The organism is Paraglaciecola aquimarina (genome assembly GCF_032464635.1).
Lineage (GTDB): Bacteria > Pseudomonadota > Gammaproteobacteria > Enterobacterales > Alteromonadaceae > Paraglaciecola > Paraglaciecola aquimarina.
Genome location: NZ_JAWDIO010000002.1, coordinates 4,663,617 through 4,676,723, shown reverse-complemented (window position 1 = coordinate 4,676,723; position 13,107 = coordinate 4,663,617). Strand labels below are relative to the sequence as shown.

Annotated in this window: 15 protein-coding genes and 2 pseudogenes; all 17 read right to left on the bottom strand. The window is 42.1% G+C overall.

What is annotated here, in order from left to right; genetic code table 11:
* Window positions 1-50 precede the first annotated feature (50 nt).
* Window positions 51-629 carry a hypothetical protein gene (locus RS130_RS23210; RefSeq protein WP_316027900.1) on the bottom strand — a complete coding sequence of 193 codons (579 nt, stop codon included), beginning with the start codon at window positions 627-629 and terminating at the stop codon, window positions 51-53.
* A 144-nt stretch (window positions 630-773) separates the two neighbouring features.
* Entirely contained in the window at window positions 774-1,130 is a 357-nt protein-coding gene (locus tag RS130_RS23205; RefSeq protein ID WP_316027899.1) for a hypothetical protein, read from the bottom strand.
* Between the two features lie 56 nt (window positions 1,131-1,186).
* The gene (locus RS130_RS23200; RefSeq protein ID WP_316027898.1) at window positions 1,187-1,567 is read right to left on the bottom strand and encodes a hypothetical protein; all 381 of its coding nucleotides are present in this window, start codon (window positions 1,565-1,567) and stop codon (window positions 1,187-1,189) included.
* 15 nt (window positions 1,568-1,582) lie between these two features.
* Entirely contained in the window at window positions 1,583-2,101 is a 519-nt protein-coding gene (locus RS130_RS23195) for a DUF2730 domain-containing protein (protein ID WP_316027897.1), read from the bottom strand.
* Window positions 2,102-2,104: 3 nt separating this feature from the next.
* Window positions 2,105-2,587: a hypothetical protein gene (locus RS130_RS23190; RefSeq protein WP_316027896.1), complete on the bottom strand. Its 483-nt coding sequence runs from the start codon at window positions 2,585-2,587 to the stop codon at window positions 2,105-2,107.
* On the bottom strand, window positions 2,587-2,973 hold the full coding sequence (locus RS130_RS23185) for a hypothetical protein (protein ID WP_316027895.1): 387 nt from the start codon (window positions 2,971-2,973) through the stop codon (window positions 2,587-2,589). Before RS130_RS23185 ends, RS130_RS23190 begins: the two co-directional genes overlap by 1 nt.
* 22 nt (window positions 2,974-2,995) lie before the next feature.
* Window positions 2,996-3,856, bottom strand: a complete 861-nt coding sequence (locus tag RS130_RS23180; RefSeq protein ID WP_316027894.1) for a hypothetical protein — start codon at window positions 3,854-3,856, stop codon at window positions 2,996-2,998.
* Window positions 3,857-3,870: 14 nt separating this feature from the next.
* The gene (locus tag RS130_RS23175) at window positions 3,871-4,428 is read right to left on the bottom strand and encodes a hypothetical protein (protein ID WP_316027893.1); all 558 of its coding nucleotides are present in this window, start codon (window positions 4,426-4,428) and stop codon (window positions 3,871-3,873) included.
* A 273-nt stretch (window positions 4,429-4,701) separates the two neighbouring features.
* Window positions 4,702-5,682 carry an HPP family protein gene (locus RS130_RS23170; protein ID WP_316027892.1) on the bottom strand — a complete coding sequence of 327 codons (981 nt, stop codon included), beginning with the start codon at window positions 5,680-5,682 and terminating at the stop codon, window positions 4,702-4,704.
* A gap of 448 nt (window positions 5,683-6,130) precedes the next feature.
* Window positions 6,131-6,631: a GGDEF domain-containing protein gene (locus tag RS130_RS23165; RefSeq protein ID WP_346433352.1), complete on the bottom strand. Its 501-nt coding sequence runs from the start codon at window positions 6,629-6,631 to the stop codon at window positions 6,131-6,133.
* Window positions 6,632-6,736: 105 nt separating this feature from the next.
* Window positions 6,737-7,125 (bottom strand): annotated as a pseudogene (locus tag RS130_RS23620) (GGDEF domain-containing protein); the annotation flags it as partial.
* A 117-nt stretch (window positions 7,126-7,242) separates the two neighbouring features.
* On the bottom strand, window positions 7,243-7,569 hold the full coding sequence (locus RS130_RS23160; protein WP_316027890.1) for a YdbL family probable chaperone protein: 327 nt from the start codon (window positions 7,567-7,569) through the stop codon (window positions 7,243-7,245).
* Window positions 7,570-7,589: 20 nt separating this feature from the next.
* Window positions 7,590-7,742, bottom strand: a complete 153-nt coding sequence (locus tag RS130_RS23155; RefSeq protein WP_316028137.1) for a YnbE family lipoprotein — start codon at window positions 7,740-7,742, stop codon at window positions 7,590-7,592.
* Between the two features lie 26 nt (window positions 7,743-7,768).
* A pseudogene (locus RS130_RS24110) lies at window positions 7,769-10,377 on the bottom strand (intermembrane phospholipid transport YdbH family protein).
* Window positions 10,377-11,540: a hypothetical protein gene (locus RS130_RS23145; protein WP_316027888.1), complete on the bottom strand. Its 1,164-nt coding sequence runs from the start codon at window positions 11,538-11,540 to the stop codon at window positions 10,377-10,379. The pseudogene RS130_RS24110 and the gene RS130_RS23145 overlap by 1 nt, the downstream one beginning before the upstream one ends.
* 241 nt (window positions 11,541-11,781) lie before the next feature.
* Window positions 11,782-12,168 carry a hypothetical protein gene (locus tag RS130_RS23140; RefSeq protein ID WP_316027887.1) on the bottom strand — a complete coding sequence of 129 codons (387 nt, stop codon included), beginning with the start codon at window positions 12,166-12,168 and terminating at the stop codon, window positions 11,782-11,784.
* Window positions 12,161-13,099, bottom strand: a complete 939-nt coding sequence (locus RS130_RS23135) for a hypothetical protein (protein ID WP_316027886.1) — start codon at window positions 13,097-13,099, stop codon at window positions 12,161-12,163. Before RS130_RS23135 ends, RS130_RS23140 begins: the two co-directional genes overlap by 8 nt.
* Window positions 13,100-13,107 lie beyond the last annotated feature (8 nt).

Here is a 13,107-nt window from a genome sequence, read left to right as displayed (position 1 = left end):
CTTGCTGGCCCCTAGCATGTTCAAGAATGTACAGGTGCTATTTTTATGGGTTAGTTACCGTAATAAGTAGGACCAAAGTTGAAGTTAAATTTTACCCCTAAAAAAGCGGAGCTTATGCTGCCAAACTCAGACATGTCTGGAAAGTGTTTGATCCCTAATGAAGCGGAGATATTGGAGCTGACCTTATAGTGCGCTGATAGGGCGACAAAAGCACTAATATCACCACTTTCTGAAAAGTACTTTTCTTCATCTAGTTCTGCCCAGGTGAATTTGTTCTCAGTGAGAGATACTGCGGCACCTGCTTGAAACTCAAAACTCAAGCGGCGCATAGTTGGACTGCGCGCAAAGAGTGGATGGCGATAAGATAAGGCGGCTTCAGCATGGTTCATCGGAAATTCTAATTCACTGCCGTTCCATTCGACAAAGACGTCATTGTATCGGCTTAGACCTAAGCGCCAGTAAAATGGACTTCTACGAGAAAAATTATCGGTAACGTAAATTTCATAACCTTGGGTTTCCCGCTCTGTTCCTTGGTGCCCATTAATACCTAACTCCACAGCATGAGTAGGCAAAGAAACTGTAACTAAAGTCAAAACTGTAGACAAAACGGCGACAAATTGCCTCTTCATAGAGGCACAATGTTTTACAAATTTGGTAGGTGTTAGCATAAATTCCTCAATTTAAATTCGCTTGATGCATTTAGGGGTTTCGCAACAAGCATGTACTGCAAGTATCAAACCAACAGCCATGAGTTAACAAGTTATCGGCCGTTTTCAACATTTCTTCTGATAAAGTAGCCAAGTTTTGTTGATTGGCTGAGCATTGAGACGGATATCTGTTAGCTGCAGTTTCTGGTTGGTTAGCTGGTATGTCGCTCTAAAACTAGTCAGCTCATTACCATGTAGTGACTGTGCTATGTACTTGGCTAATTGCCAATCAATTTGCCGAGGAAATAAACGTATTGGCGTGCCTGTTACCGAAAATGCGGCTAACCAATGTTGTTCTTTCACCGACAAACTACCTTGCGCTATACGGATCCAAGTACTGAAATTTTGCACTTTTGATTGATTGAGATGGGTAATATTGTTGCCGTTTAAAACGGCAAATTGACTGCCCACGCATTGGTACATAAAGTCAAGTATTTCCTGCCTTTGTACGCTATTTTGTGGCCACGCTATTTGAATATCTATTCCTTGGCTACTGAGTTGTTGGTATAGCTGTTGAGTACTTTGCGGGGGAGTGTTTTTTTAGAAGATTGCCCTGTATGACTAGCGGATCTTGCAGCCTGTGTTTGTATTTGTTGCTTGGCTGTCGGCCTTTTTTCAAGGGGATGTGCAGACGAAGTGCTTTGTTTGATTGGCGCTGGTGGCAGAGGCAATGGCTGTATGCTGAGGCTATTCATCGACATTTGTTGAGAAGCCTCCTTGGGTAAGGGGCTACTTTTCTTATTGTCATCTAGCCAGTAGTACGGCAGCACAACACTTATCAGCCATGCAATAAAGATAATCAGCATCAAGGCCCTTACTAGCCCAAGACTTTGTTGCAGGGTTTTAGTGATGACTGACATCGTTACTTGAGCGCCCTAGTCAACTAACACCTGGAGGGACGATAGTTCCATTTTTTCTGCAATATCTTGCAACTTTGCTTGTCGGTGGCGTTGTAAGTTACTAGCAATAGTATCATTGGCAGAAGATTTATTGGCTGTTTTCGGTATCTGGGGATGGGCATTCTCAGCCGCTATGGGGATACCTTTAGAGCTAGGCAATGAAACCAATTGCTCTTGCTCTGGGAGCAGTTCTTGGGCGGGAAGATTCAATGTTTGTTGTTGAGCAATTTGTTGGTTTATCAATTCGTTTTCAAGTTGCGCAATTCTGTTTTCTAGCTGTTCAATCTGAGTTTGTTGTTGATTTTGCGGTTGGCTAGGCTCAATCTCGCGGTTTTTTGATGGACTCACTGTTGGCGCGTCTAGGGCTATTCTTGGTGTCTTTTTCGGGGCGGGTAAAACTACTTCACTGTCTACCAACCAGGCTTGTCCAGCGGGAGACTGCAGCACTAAATAAATAGCTCCGACTAAGGCTGCGATAAAAAATAGTGTTTTCATAAATTACTCCGTTTCAATTTTGCTGTAGCGTAAGCTGACCCACGCTCGAATGATTGCCGAGCTAGGAAGGCCAACCACTGTGGTCATGAACGCCATAGAGAACTGCTCGGTTAATTCGCCAATTATGCCGTTGACTGAACTGGGGCTAAGAGGCTGTTCTGACAAGCTGCCGATACCTAAACTAATGCCCAATAACGTAAATGTCAGGGCTAAGGTAGAAATTCCATTCGCTGCTTGTATGCCGACATCATATAAAAAGGTGTTGTTTTTACTGGCTTGAATCGAGGCGCCTGCTACCACTCCAATAGAGAATAAAGCACTGAAAATAATTACGAAGCCCCAGCTAAAAACACTTTGCAGCCAAGTAACTAAATCGATAACCGGCATTTGAGTTAAATAGCTGGCTACCGCTAACAAAATGATCCCAGTGCCCAAAAACAAACCAATTAGGTTGGCCGTTGAAGGAATAGCTTTGATGGCAAACATTATCTGTGTCCCGCTTTGGCAGAAAGAATTGATTGACTGGTTAGGTCTAACTCAGATAGCCAATGAGACATGGGAGGTAACTTTTTTTCAGCACTAGAATGAACCAAAAACGTTAACTCATAACGGTTGAACGCGTTTTGAGCCAATTGACTGCTACTTGATGTTACCCTGTCATCACGCAATACCATACGTTCCATATCGACTAAACGACGATAAATGTTCTGAGACTTTTGTTGGCGCTGATGTAAGTCTAGCGATGGGTCTAACTGAATATTGAGCAAAGCGGCCCGCTCTCTTTCTAAATTTTCTAAACTGCGCAGGTTGTTGGCACTGATATTGGGGCTAACTAGGCTGATCAATACGGCAAAAACAAATAGTGATTTCATGATGGTTCCTTACAGTTGTTCTTTATAAAAATAAGTCAGCCACATCGGCAGTTTTAGTTCTATTGCCTTGAGTAATATCGATATTATCGTCGCCATAGCTGATTTCGTATTCTAGAGCTTGGGCGTCTAAGGCGACGAGTTTGGCCATGTAGCTAAACATAAGTGCTTCTTGATCTAACAAGGATTGCTGGGTTGACGCCTCCATTAATAGCTGGCGCACATATTCCTCACTCGTGACTTCTTTATCGCCAAGGGTAGGGGCTGCATTGGCTTTATGTTGTGAAATGGCATCTTTCAGGCTTTCGACTTTGGCCAAATTAGCTGCAAACTCATCAGCGTAGGGCGAACGTTGATCTAGGCCTGTATGCATCAAACTGCTGTCCACTTGTGCCATTACGTTTTTCATTCTTTGCCGTGCTTCAACTTGCTTTTGTCTAAGTTGATAGATCTCACCTTGAGATATGCGACCGTTTTTATTGCGTAATTTACTGAGTACGGATTCGTATAGCGCCTGTTTTTTAGACAGAGCGTTTTGCCGCAGGGCTTGTGCTTCCTGCAGCAAGTCTAAATACTCGGATTTTTGCTGAACCAACTCAAACCTTTGGCTGACGAGATCGTCACCTTCGCTGTCGATCATTAATGCTTGCAAGGATTTCAGTTGAGACAATTTACCTTGCATTTGCTGTTCAAGCTCCACTATGTGTAACGCCATAGGTGAAGCGGAGAAGTCTTGTTGGATTCGTTTTTCAATAATATTTGCCGGAAGCTTTATGAGCTTGTCACTTGCCACAGGCTGCCAGTCTTGTTCGGTATTGGCCAGTAGATTACTGCTACCTAGACAAATAGTTAAAATAAACGCGGAGATGATCGGATGGTTTTTCATTTTATCTAACCCTTTTAGTGACTTAGCCAGTATTGATTGCGCTCTATTTCCGTCCGTAAATTGGCTGGGATATTTAGCGCGGTTAACTGATGAGGTGACAGGTTTTGTTGATTGAGTAGTGCAGTAGCAGTATCAAAGAAAGAGCTGTAATCAGCAAAATATAGATCTTTATCGGGAAATTTATTGCGTGCTTTACTTAAGGCGATGTTCGCTGCATCTATGTCGCCGCCTTTGATGAAGTTCATTACCGATAATGCCATGAGACGTAAAGCCTGGTCAGCATCAGGATGGCGTTTGGAAAATTGAATACCATCAACGCAGCGCAGCATGGCTTTCGCAGAGGCTAAATATTGGGCTGTTTGGCCAGAGCGTTGGGCAAAGTTATCCATGTCTATGGCTTGCTCCTTACAACTAACGTCTATGTACTGATACGGCTCATAGTCATATGCTTGATTGCTGGCTGGTACTAGTGGTGTACTAGATTGAGTAGACGAACACGCGCTGATAGCGACTGCCAGTACTAGACTAAGCAGTGCGTTAACACTGTTTTTTGGATGAGATAGATAATCCATAAATCACTCCTGTTATTGGTATAACAGAGGTTATAAAAACCTTAGAGGAATTTTTTATTTAACCTGAGTTCTGGATAAGAATTATCATTTAAGCCAAACAATCCTGCGCCGCTAGACACAAAAAGGGCGTTATCGAGAGGTTCGGCTTATCCAGGATTCAGGCTATTTAGCTGCAAACTTAGCTAGTCATTGAATTATATCAAATAGAGGAGAGAGTGAATTTCGACAGTTTATCACTCCCTTCAAGAGGTCTGAAGTGGCGGCACTACTGCCTTATAGACTCGAGTCAGTTGTTACCTTAACCCATTGTTGTTGATGCTTAATTACTTCAAATCTAGCCCATTGATGAAACTCACTACGTAGGCAAATATCAATTTTATAAGCTCCGTCACCACTTAACACTTTATAGATCACTTGATCTCGATGAGGTTGGCTGTCTGTTGGTGCTGCATCAACGATCTGGCGAATGCTCCATAAATTGCCCATTTTGCCATTGCTATAAATACGCCCAGCCAAAATTTCAGCCGGATGAGTAATGTTCTTTTCAGCATGTTGCTTGGCTAATTCCAACAGATCAGCCAGTCCTTCGGGCGTAATATCTACATAAGAGTCTAACTCTTGCATTGCAGCAGCAAAGTCTTCGTGGGTGAGTTCGTACTGCCTGTTTATAGGTTTGGTTAATGCTGATTTCTTTAGTCTGTGAGTTAAGTGAGCAGGATATCGACACCACTTAAAAAGGCCGTTGTATATAACGCTAAACAATAAAATAATCACTATGTTGATGATGACCGGTAGCAGAATATATTGATAGCCCATATCGGTAATCGTTGGACCACCAATAACAACGGTTAAAGCGGTCGCCCCTCCTAGCGGGTGAATACAGTGTAAATAGTACATTGCGCCTATTGCCAAGCCAACGGCTAGGCCAGCAACGATAAAAGAATCACCAAACAATTTAAAGCAGCTAATTCCAACTAATCCTGACAGAATGTGTCCACCGGTCACAGCCCAAGGTTGCGATAACGCACCATGAGGAACGGCAAACAGGAGTACTGCGCTTGCGCCCATAGATGCAACAACTAACACACCACTTGTTGAATCTAAAATATCCCCTTCGACTAGTATTTGTGCCAGCCAGAAAATACAGCCAATACTCAGTGAGCCACCGAGAGCCGAAATTAGTTTTTCTGCATGACTAGTAGAGTTGGACGTATAGCCAACGAGTGATCGCAATTCATGAATGAAAGGTTTCAATATTATTTTCTTACTGCCCGCACCAAATTAGTGCTTAACTTTAAAGTATAACCGGCGGGCTTGGCAATATGTTCTGCTAGATGTTGCGCGAATTTAGTGCATTGGTCGCTTGGTTAAAAAACTAATGGCGAAAACGCTAGCGGCTAGCCTTTATATGCTGGGAGAGCTCAGATTATTAGCAAGGGCGCATATTTGCTCTAGGATTGTCTCGTGCTGGCTGGACTGCAACGCTGGCGTTTTCACTATAATTACTAACCTGAGTTCTGGATAAGAAGTATCGTTTAAGCTAAGCAATCCAATGCCGCTAGACACAAAAAAAGCGTTATTGAGAGGTTCGCTTATCCAGGATTCAGGTTTATTAGTACTGCCACAAGCTCTAGCAAGGCTAAAATGTTTGAGTCTATAAACCTTGCAATCGTCTTTATGACAATCGTTTATAGTTTGCTCGTTAAGAGCTAGTTAGTGGTACTTGGGCCGCTTCACTTATGGTCTGATAATTGGCAGCTACCACACAATTTCGTCCTCTGTCTTTGGCTATATATAGACGTTGGTCGGCGTTGCTGAGTAATTCGTCGAAGTTTTCACCATCAATTCCAAACATTGATATGCCTGAGCTGAAGGTGATAGGGATTGTTAGTTCACCATAGACAAAAGGTAAGTTTGATAATTGCTGTCTGATTGAGTTGACATGGTTGAAACAATGCTCTTGATTGGCACCCGCGACGAGCAAAGCAAACTCCTCACCACCAAATCTGGCAAACAAATCTGTTTTTCTGATTCTATCCTTAATAAATTTGGCCACATACTGCAAAGATGCGTCGCCAACAGGATGGCCATGCTTGTCATTGATATTCTTGAAAAAATCGATATCGAACAGCACAACGGCTAGAGCAGAGTTGTTCCGTTTAGCGCTTTCGGCATACAGCCTAAAGGTTTCAATTAGCCTCATACGATTAGCTAAGCCAGTTAACTTATCTGTCCCTGCCAATTCTAATAGCCTTTCTTCATTTTTTTCTCTATTTACTTCATAAACATGGGCTAAAGAAATCATTAAGCATGAGCTAAGAATGATGTTGAGTGAGTCAGCAATATTGACCGCCAAGTCAGTACTTATAAAACGGATATGGTACATGGCGACCCCAAGGGTTATAAAGGTCACAGAATACCAAAAGCCTTGTTTTCGACCCATGAGTAGGTATGAAATTACGGGTATGGTTAGTATCCAAACAAATATGGAAGAGGCTGAATTCGGTACATACATGGCGTATATCATTGCGCAAAAAAAGGCAATAAGTAAGCTTTGACCAAAAGCTGAAAATTTTTGACGACCATTATTTTACGCCATAAAAATGCGGATATTACACTGTAAGTAAGTTCAATTATTGCTAGCGGTATCAAGCCACGATAGAAATTAATAATAGAAAAAACGAACCCCCCTACCATGATCATAAATAACAATCCTCGCAATACGTTACGCCTGTAATGCATATTTTGTTCTTTAGTTGTCCGCATATAATTCCTTGTTGCAGTGTTGTGTTGGCAGCGTTTGTTAGCTTCTGGTTATTTCTTGACCCACTGGCCATTGGTCCAAAGGTAGTGCCCAGGGCTGGTTTTTTGATAAGCTTTCTGGGCCGCTAGTTTTTCTACTTGCTGCAAAGTAATCCCGTTTTTGCTGGCTAATTTTTTATATACCTCTTTACGTTTTTCGTTGATTTCAGTGACGAGGCTTTGCGCATCATTTTGCGCTACGACTACACCTAAGTAGCCATTATCTTTTTCACCTACCAATCCTTTTTGTTTTGCTTCGTCTAGCTCTAGTGCGAAAACGATAGAACTAAAAAGAAACGCTATCATCAATAGTGCGTTAAGTATCATTTTGTTTTTCATGAAATTTCTCCTAAATTGGTCTAAAACAAGCTACTGTCGTCACTGAATACATCATCGAGTTCTTTATCAACTTTAACTCTGATTTCATGATCTATTTTTACATTGATATTAATAGTAATGGGCTCTTTAGTTTCGACTTGCACTTTGTGTGTGCAAGCAGTTAGCAAGCCCATGCCGATGAGTACCCAATAGTTTGTTTTCACTTTTGATCACCTTGCGTTATTTTTTGTTCGATGCTGTTTTCAACGGAATTGACTAATCGTATCGACTCTAACAAAGAAAATATATTTTCTTCATGGTTATAATTGAAATTGACACTTTGGTTTTGTCTGGATTGTTACCTTGTAGGGCGAAATCAAAAAATACCCAGCCTTCTGGGTTAAACTTTACCTTACTTTCGAGTTGGGTAAAGTTAAGATTTTCTAATAATGCCAACTGCGGTTGTTGGGATTTAATAGAATCAAAATATGGGTTATCAGTGATGGTTAATTTCCCTCCCGTTAGGCTGGTCATCCAACCATCTTCAATTTTTATTCCTTGTTGATCCATCACTATGGGCAGTTCACCATTTACAGTGCCGGTAATGTTAATGCCGGGTTGTTGCTGCAATGCGACCACTTGGGCTAAATCAATATCCTTAAAATTGACTTTAAACTGCTGGTCCTGACCATCTAGGTGTAACTCTGCCAATGAAAATTGACCGCTAAATATTTCACCTTGTACTTGTTTTAAGCTTAATTGCGAGTTTTTAGCAATCAGGTTGGCGCTGACTTGGCGAATCGGCACCCCCACATCAATTGACTCTATATGCAAATTTGATTGGATGATCTGTAGCCCAGCTGGATCATAAGTCAATGGCGTTTGGTAAGTGACATTGTTTACCTGGTAATCTTGATATTGTAATTGTAAGTGTTGAATATTCACTTGCCCAGTGGTGATAAGAGGCTGTTCATCTTGGGGCAACTGTATTGCAAAATCCGCCCCAAGTGTGCCTTGTGAAATGGTGAGTGCATCGTCTATTTGCGATAAGACTGGTTGTAAATAGGCGATAGGTTGCGATTTTAATTGTATATTTACATTACCTTGCTGTTGTTGCATGTCAAACTCAAAGCCTTGTTCTAACATAATTTTATGCTGACTAGATAAGGTACGCTCCGATAACGCTCCATGCCCAGAATGGGCTGCGCTAATTGGCATAAAACGAATATTTTGCGTCGATAAACCTGTGACACTAGTGTTGGCTGAGAAGTTCACTTGGTTAAGGGAGTTCAGGGTTAAATCGAGATGATTGCTAATCTTTTTGATGCTGCCTTGAGGGTGCTTGAGTTGAGATACTTGGTTGACTAGCGCCAGTTTTACATTCTGCAAATGTGTACCCGTCACAGAAAAAAGGCTAGTGATTTTACCTATTTGAAGTTCGCCTGCATGCAGATTGCTGCTGTCGAGTGAACCTGCCAAAGTCAACAAGTCTTGGTTTGAGCTATTGGGTGGCTTATGCTCAAAGGAGAAGGTAGCTAATAGCTGCTCTAATGTTAAGCCCTCAAACTGTACATCATGTAAAACTAACCGATGTTTATCATGCTCAATTTTGAAGTTAACCTGTTGTCCACTATTTGATCTGTTAGCTACCACATGGGATGAAATGAGAGAAGATAGGTCTACCTCTACATCTCCTGAACCTTGTAAGTCGAACATTTTAGCTGCTAGCGGTTTACTCTGTAGTGGTTGTTTAATTGATATTTGATAGCTAAAGGTCAACTCCCCCGTGGATTGATAACGCAATGGGCGAATAGTTATCGTGGCTGGTTGGGGCTGATCGCCTAGTGTTTTTGTAGTAAAGCCATGTTTTGTTTCTATTGTTAATTCTGGTAATTGAATTTGTGTTGGGTCTATGTGGATAGTTTGCGGCAAACTAAAGGAGAGCTGGGGTAAATTGTCATTATCTACGTACTCCTGCAACAACGGGCAATCAGCTGCGATAATGGTATTATTAAGTCGACTCAAATCGAGCTCCAGTTCAGACATTTCTATGTCCAAATGGGCGAGTAGTTTACCTTGAATTTTCGCATCTATCGAGCAAGAGGGGGCGCTAAGACGGCTGCTTAGGTGTATGTGGTTATCTACATTTATGTCTTTGCCGTTGTACGTTAGCGTGGTGGCTATTTGACTGGTCTGTACCTGCGCATCTTTGAATATTGTTGCGTTATCTTTGAGCAGTTGCTGCGCTTGAGGGATATACTGGCTTAAATCTGTTAATCGCCAATTTGCATTGACGATTAAAGCTTGGCCGGTAATGTCGATTGTTGCGTGCACAGCTCCGGCGACGGTCAATTGCTTGTGACTACTTGAGTCTACCGCTAAGCGTATGGGTTGCAATAATGTGTACGAGTCTAACTCAAGGCTAGCAATATGGATCTGCGGTAGTGAACTTATTAATTCTAAAAGTTCCGTGGGGGGCGTATCAGTTTGTTCGGTGTCTGCCAAATTGTCAGGAGCAAAGGGGGCTAAATGCTTAAATCTAAGCCGTTCAATATCTAATGTATGAGTCCAAGGCTGCCAACTGGCATTTTGTACCACCAGCTTTGCCGCAGGCGAGTTCAGGCACGCTCGTTGGATATTGAGGGTTAATCGCCAATTAAATGAAAAATCTAAGCAACTAACCTGTATGTTTTGTGAACTCGCAAAGTGTTCAATGGTTTGGATGGCGATAGGGCGACGAAATACAGATATCACGAGCAATACGGTACACAACAATATGCTAATACTTAATAATTTTGACTGTGTGAGACGACGTATTACAGCAGACATTAGCTTTGTAGCAACTTATGGGAATACAGTCTAAAGGTGGCCTTTTGCTTGGTTAGCCAACTAGATAGTTTTTGTTCGGTTAAAAGCTCAGGTTTTGCCATGCTTTCGCGGTAAAGCCTGAGTTGTTCAATATTGTCATCTGACAACTTTTGTTTCAAAAGTACGATAAAATAACTGCGATCGACAGAGCGATTTTTAGGCAAGGGAATATCCCAGCCTTGTGGACCTTTGCTTAGAGGAAAAACGGTGTAAGCATCTTGGGCGACAAGCAGTAGTTGAGCGAGCGAACTATCGGTTTGCACAGTTAATTTACATACTTGGCCAAGTGCTATGTCAGCAAAAGTATTGTGTGCTAGGGCTATAAGTTGATTGGCTTGTTTGCTGCTATTTGTAGTGTTTGGGCAGGCGTTATGTTGTTTTAACCAAGCCCGCATTTGTATGTTTTGGCCGCTGGCTGATGATGCTTCTGGGGTTTGACTGTTGATGATCTCTGGTTGCTGATTGCTCCATAAGTACATTAAAACAGCGAAAGATAGTAAGGTAAATAAAGATATATATATAAAGTTGGTACTAACTAACATTCTGTTGCTTGAGCTGCTTGGACGAATTTTTTGAGTGCTGTTAGGAAGCATCGCGGCGGCTTGTTTCAGGCTGCTAATGGCGAAAAGGTCATCATCGTGTTTGAGATCAACTTGATTGGCTAGAGGCAGCAAGAATTTAACACTGCTCGCTAACTTTTTCCATTGTGCTAGCAGTGGCTTGGCGAGTTGGTATTTTGTCGCGATTTGTCCTACAGCCAATATTTGATGGTTGGTAGTGTTTACTTCACCAGTGGCACAAATAACGTGATCGCCGCTTTGTACGTTACCATTGCCGAGCATGTTTTTAGTTTGTGCTAGGTGAGCTAAATAAATAGCAACTTGCCAACTATTGCCTTGGTCAATGCGAGCACTAATATCCACGCGATAGCTACAAGCGCCAAACATTTGTTGAATGATGCCCACGCCTTTTTTGACAAAATTATGATAACTACTGCTGATGTTGGCGGTGGTTGATGTGCCATTTACTGACACCACAGAGCGGATATCTGGATCGTCTATTGCCGTGATGTTTTGAATCGCGACTAAACCTTGAGTGGTGGCGATAAAAATATGAACTTTCATTCTGCTAGTATTCTCGCCTTAGGCTAGCACGCGCTAGGCAAAATGATTCCTTACAAAGTAGGTTAGGATAAGTATATGGCAAACTCAGGATCAAACATATTAATAAACTTCTGATCTGATTCTTCCATTAAAAGCTGCGTTTTACCATCTTCAATTGGTGGAAAATGAATGGAAGATATCAAATTATCTGAGCAGCAATTCAAACGTACTCCCTGATTGTGATGCTTTTCAGTTGCATGGGCTATGTTAAGTACAACGTACACTTGCCCAGAAACTGTTTGTCTGGCTTAAACAATAATTCAAATTCGGCTGAGTTACGCTTACTGATCTGGGTCATTGTCGAACTCGCCGCCGCTTGTACAGGGCTATTGGCAAAGGCTAATGTTTTTAGCAACCGTATATATTGTCGACGTAAAGTCAGTGATTGATTAATTTGCAACATAATAGCGTTGCTATCAAGTTGTGTGTTGCCTAACACCAATTGTACTAAGTCATTAAATAACACGGTTGTGCTGTGATCGTTAGCTACGGGGGCATTGTCTAGCGACGATGCAGGCCGATGTAGTTCGCGATAAATGGCTTTAGTTGTAAAAACTTGTTGCTTATGATGGTAAAGATGGTCAGTCACTTGCTGCTCCATAAAGTTGCGTAAACCTATTACTGAATATGCACAGGTCAGAGCGATAAATTTCCGTTAGCGAGGTTTTTTCGCCCATTGCTCGCTCAATAGCGACTAAGTACCGCTCAATTATTTGCTGGCACTGCGTTAGCGCCTCACTGCCATCTTGATATATCTGTACGTCTGCAAGGGAAGGAAGTGTTTTAAAGCCCATTTTATTCGTGTTCTTAAATGCTAGCTCCGCTTGTGTTAACCAAGCCCGCCCGTCGGCATGTTGCAACAACCATTGCTGTAGTGGTTGGAAAAAATCGGTTTCGGGGCTTGCTGTATTCGCCACTTGTTGGCGTAGCCACTTTTTTAAAGGTTGTTGCAATATTTTTGGGCCTTGACTGAGGAGAATGCCAGCAAATAAAGGACTGCGCAAAGCATAGAGAATATAGGCTATGACTGCTTGTACTTGTTTGCATTGAGTCTCGCAGGTGGCCAGTTCATTGATGTAGTCTTGATGCTGCCGTGCAGGGGGCTGACTGAGTTTGTTAGCCAAAATCTGAGAGGACTTTCGTTTGGCTTGCACCAGTACGGATTGCCAAGCACCAAATATAGCTAAGCGCATAAAAGATAAAGGTAGCTGCTGGCACATTTTTGTTTGGTTAAGTAATGACTTCATCGGCTGATATTGAGCTAAGGTAAGAAACTTTGGTGATTGGCATAACCAGCTGAAATCGACCGCGTCGGTGACTTGCTCAAACACATTGCTTTGCAGCCAATCTGGCGCAAGCTCTCCTTGAACTAGATTATTGCCTATGCTCGACGCATTATCGGCATTTAAGGTGTTATCTACTATTTCGATAGCGGCTACTGCGTCGAGTAAGTCCTCTAACACTGTGGAAAATTTAATATAGCTAGGCTGGGCTGGTGGTTGTAACCAAAAGTTAAGCACATCTTGGT

What these genes read in the sequence shown, in the direction of transcription:
- RS130_RS23155 (WP_316028137.1), bottom strand. Translation starts at nt 7,742, where the DNA reads ATGGGCTTGCTAACTGCTTGCACACACAAAGTGCAAGTCGAAACTAAA.
- RS130_RS23160 (WP_316027890.1), bottom strand. Translation starts at nt 7,569, where the DNA reads ATGAAAAACAAAATGATACTTAACGCACTATTGATGATAGCGTTTCTT.
- RS130_RS23185 (WP_316027895.1), bottom strand. Translation starts at nt 2,973, where the DNA reads ATGAAATCACTATTTGTTTTTGCCGTATTGATCAGCCTAGTTAGCCCC.
- RS130_RS23195 (WP_316027897.1), bottom strand. Translation starts at nt 2,101, where the DNA reads ATGAAAACACTATTTTTTATCGCAGCCTTAGTCGGAGCTATTTATTTA.
- RS130_RS23145 (WP_316027888.1), bottom strand. Translation starts at nt 11,540, where the DNA reads ATGAAAGTTCATATTTTTATCGCCACCACTCAAGGTTTAGTCGCGATT.
- RS130_RS23165 (WP_346433352.1), bottom strand. Translation starts at nt 6,631, where the DNA reads ATGAGGCTAATTGAAACCTTTAGGCTGTATGCCGAAAGCGCTAAACGG.
- RS130_RS23175 (WP_316027893.1), bottom strand. Translation starts at nt 4,428, where the DNA reads ATGGATTATCTATCTCATCCAAAAAACAGTGTTAACGCACTGCTTAGT.
- RS130_RS23180 (WP_316027894.1), bottom strand. Translation starts at nt 3,856, where the DNA reads ATGAAAAACCATCCGATCATCTCCGCGTTTATTTTAACTATTTGTCTA.
- RS130_RS23205 (WP_316027899.1), bottom strand. Translation starts at nt 1,130, where the DNA reads ATGTACCAATGCGTGGGCAGTCAATTTGCCGTTTTAAACGGCAACAAT.
- RS130_RS23200 (WP_316027898.1), bottom strand. Translation starts at nt 1,567, where the DNA reads ATGTCAGTCATCACTAAAACCCTGCAACAAAGTCTTGGGCTAGTAAGG.
- RS130_RS23210 (WP_316027900.1), bottom strand. Translation starts at nt 629, where the DNA reads ATGAAGAGGCAATTTGTCGCCGTTTTGTCTACAGTTTTGACTTTAGTT.
- RS130_RS23190 (WP_316027896.1), bottom strand. Translation starts at nt 2,587, where the DNA reads ATGTTTGCCATCAAAGCTATTCCTTCAACGGCCAACCTAATTGGTTTG.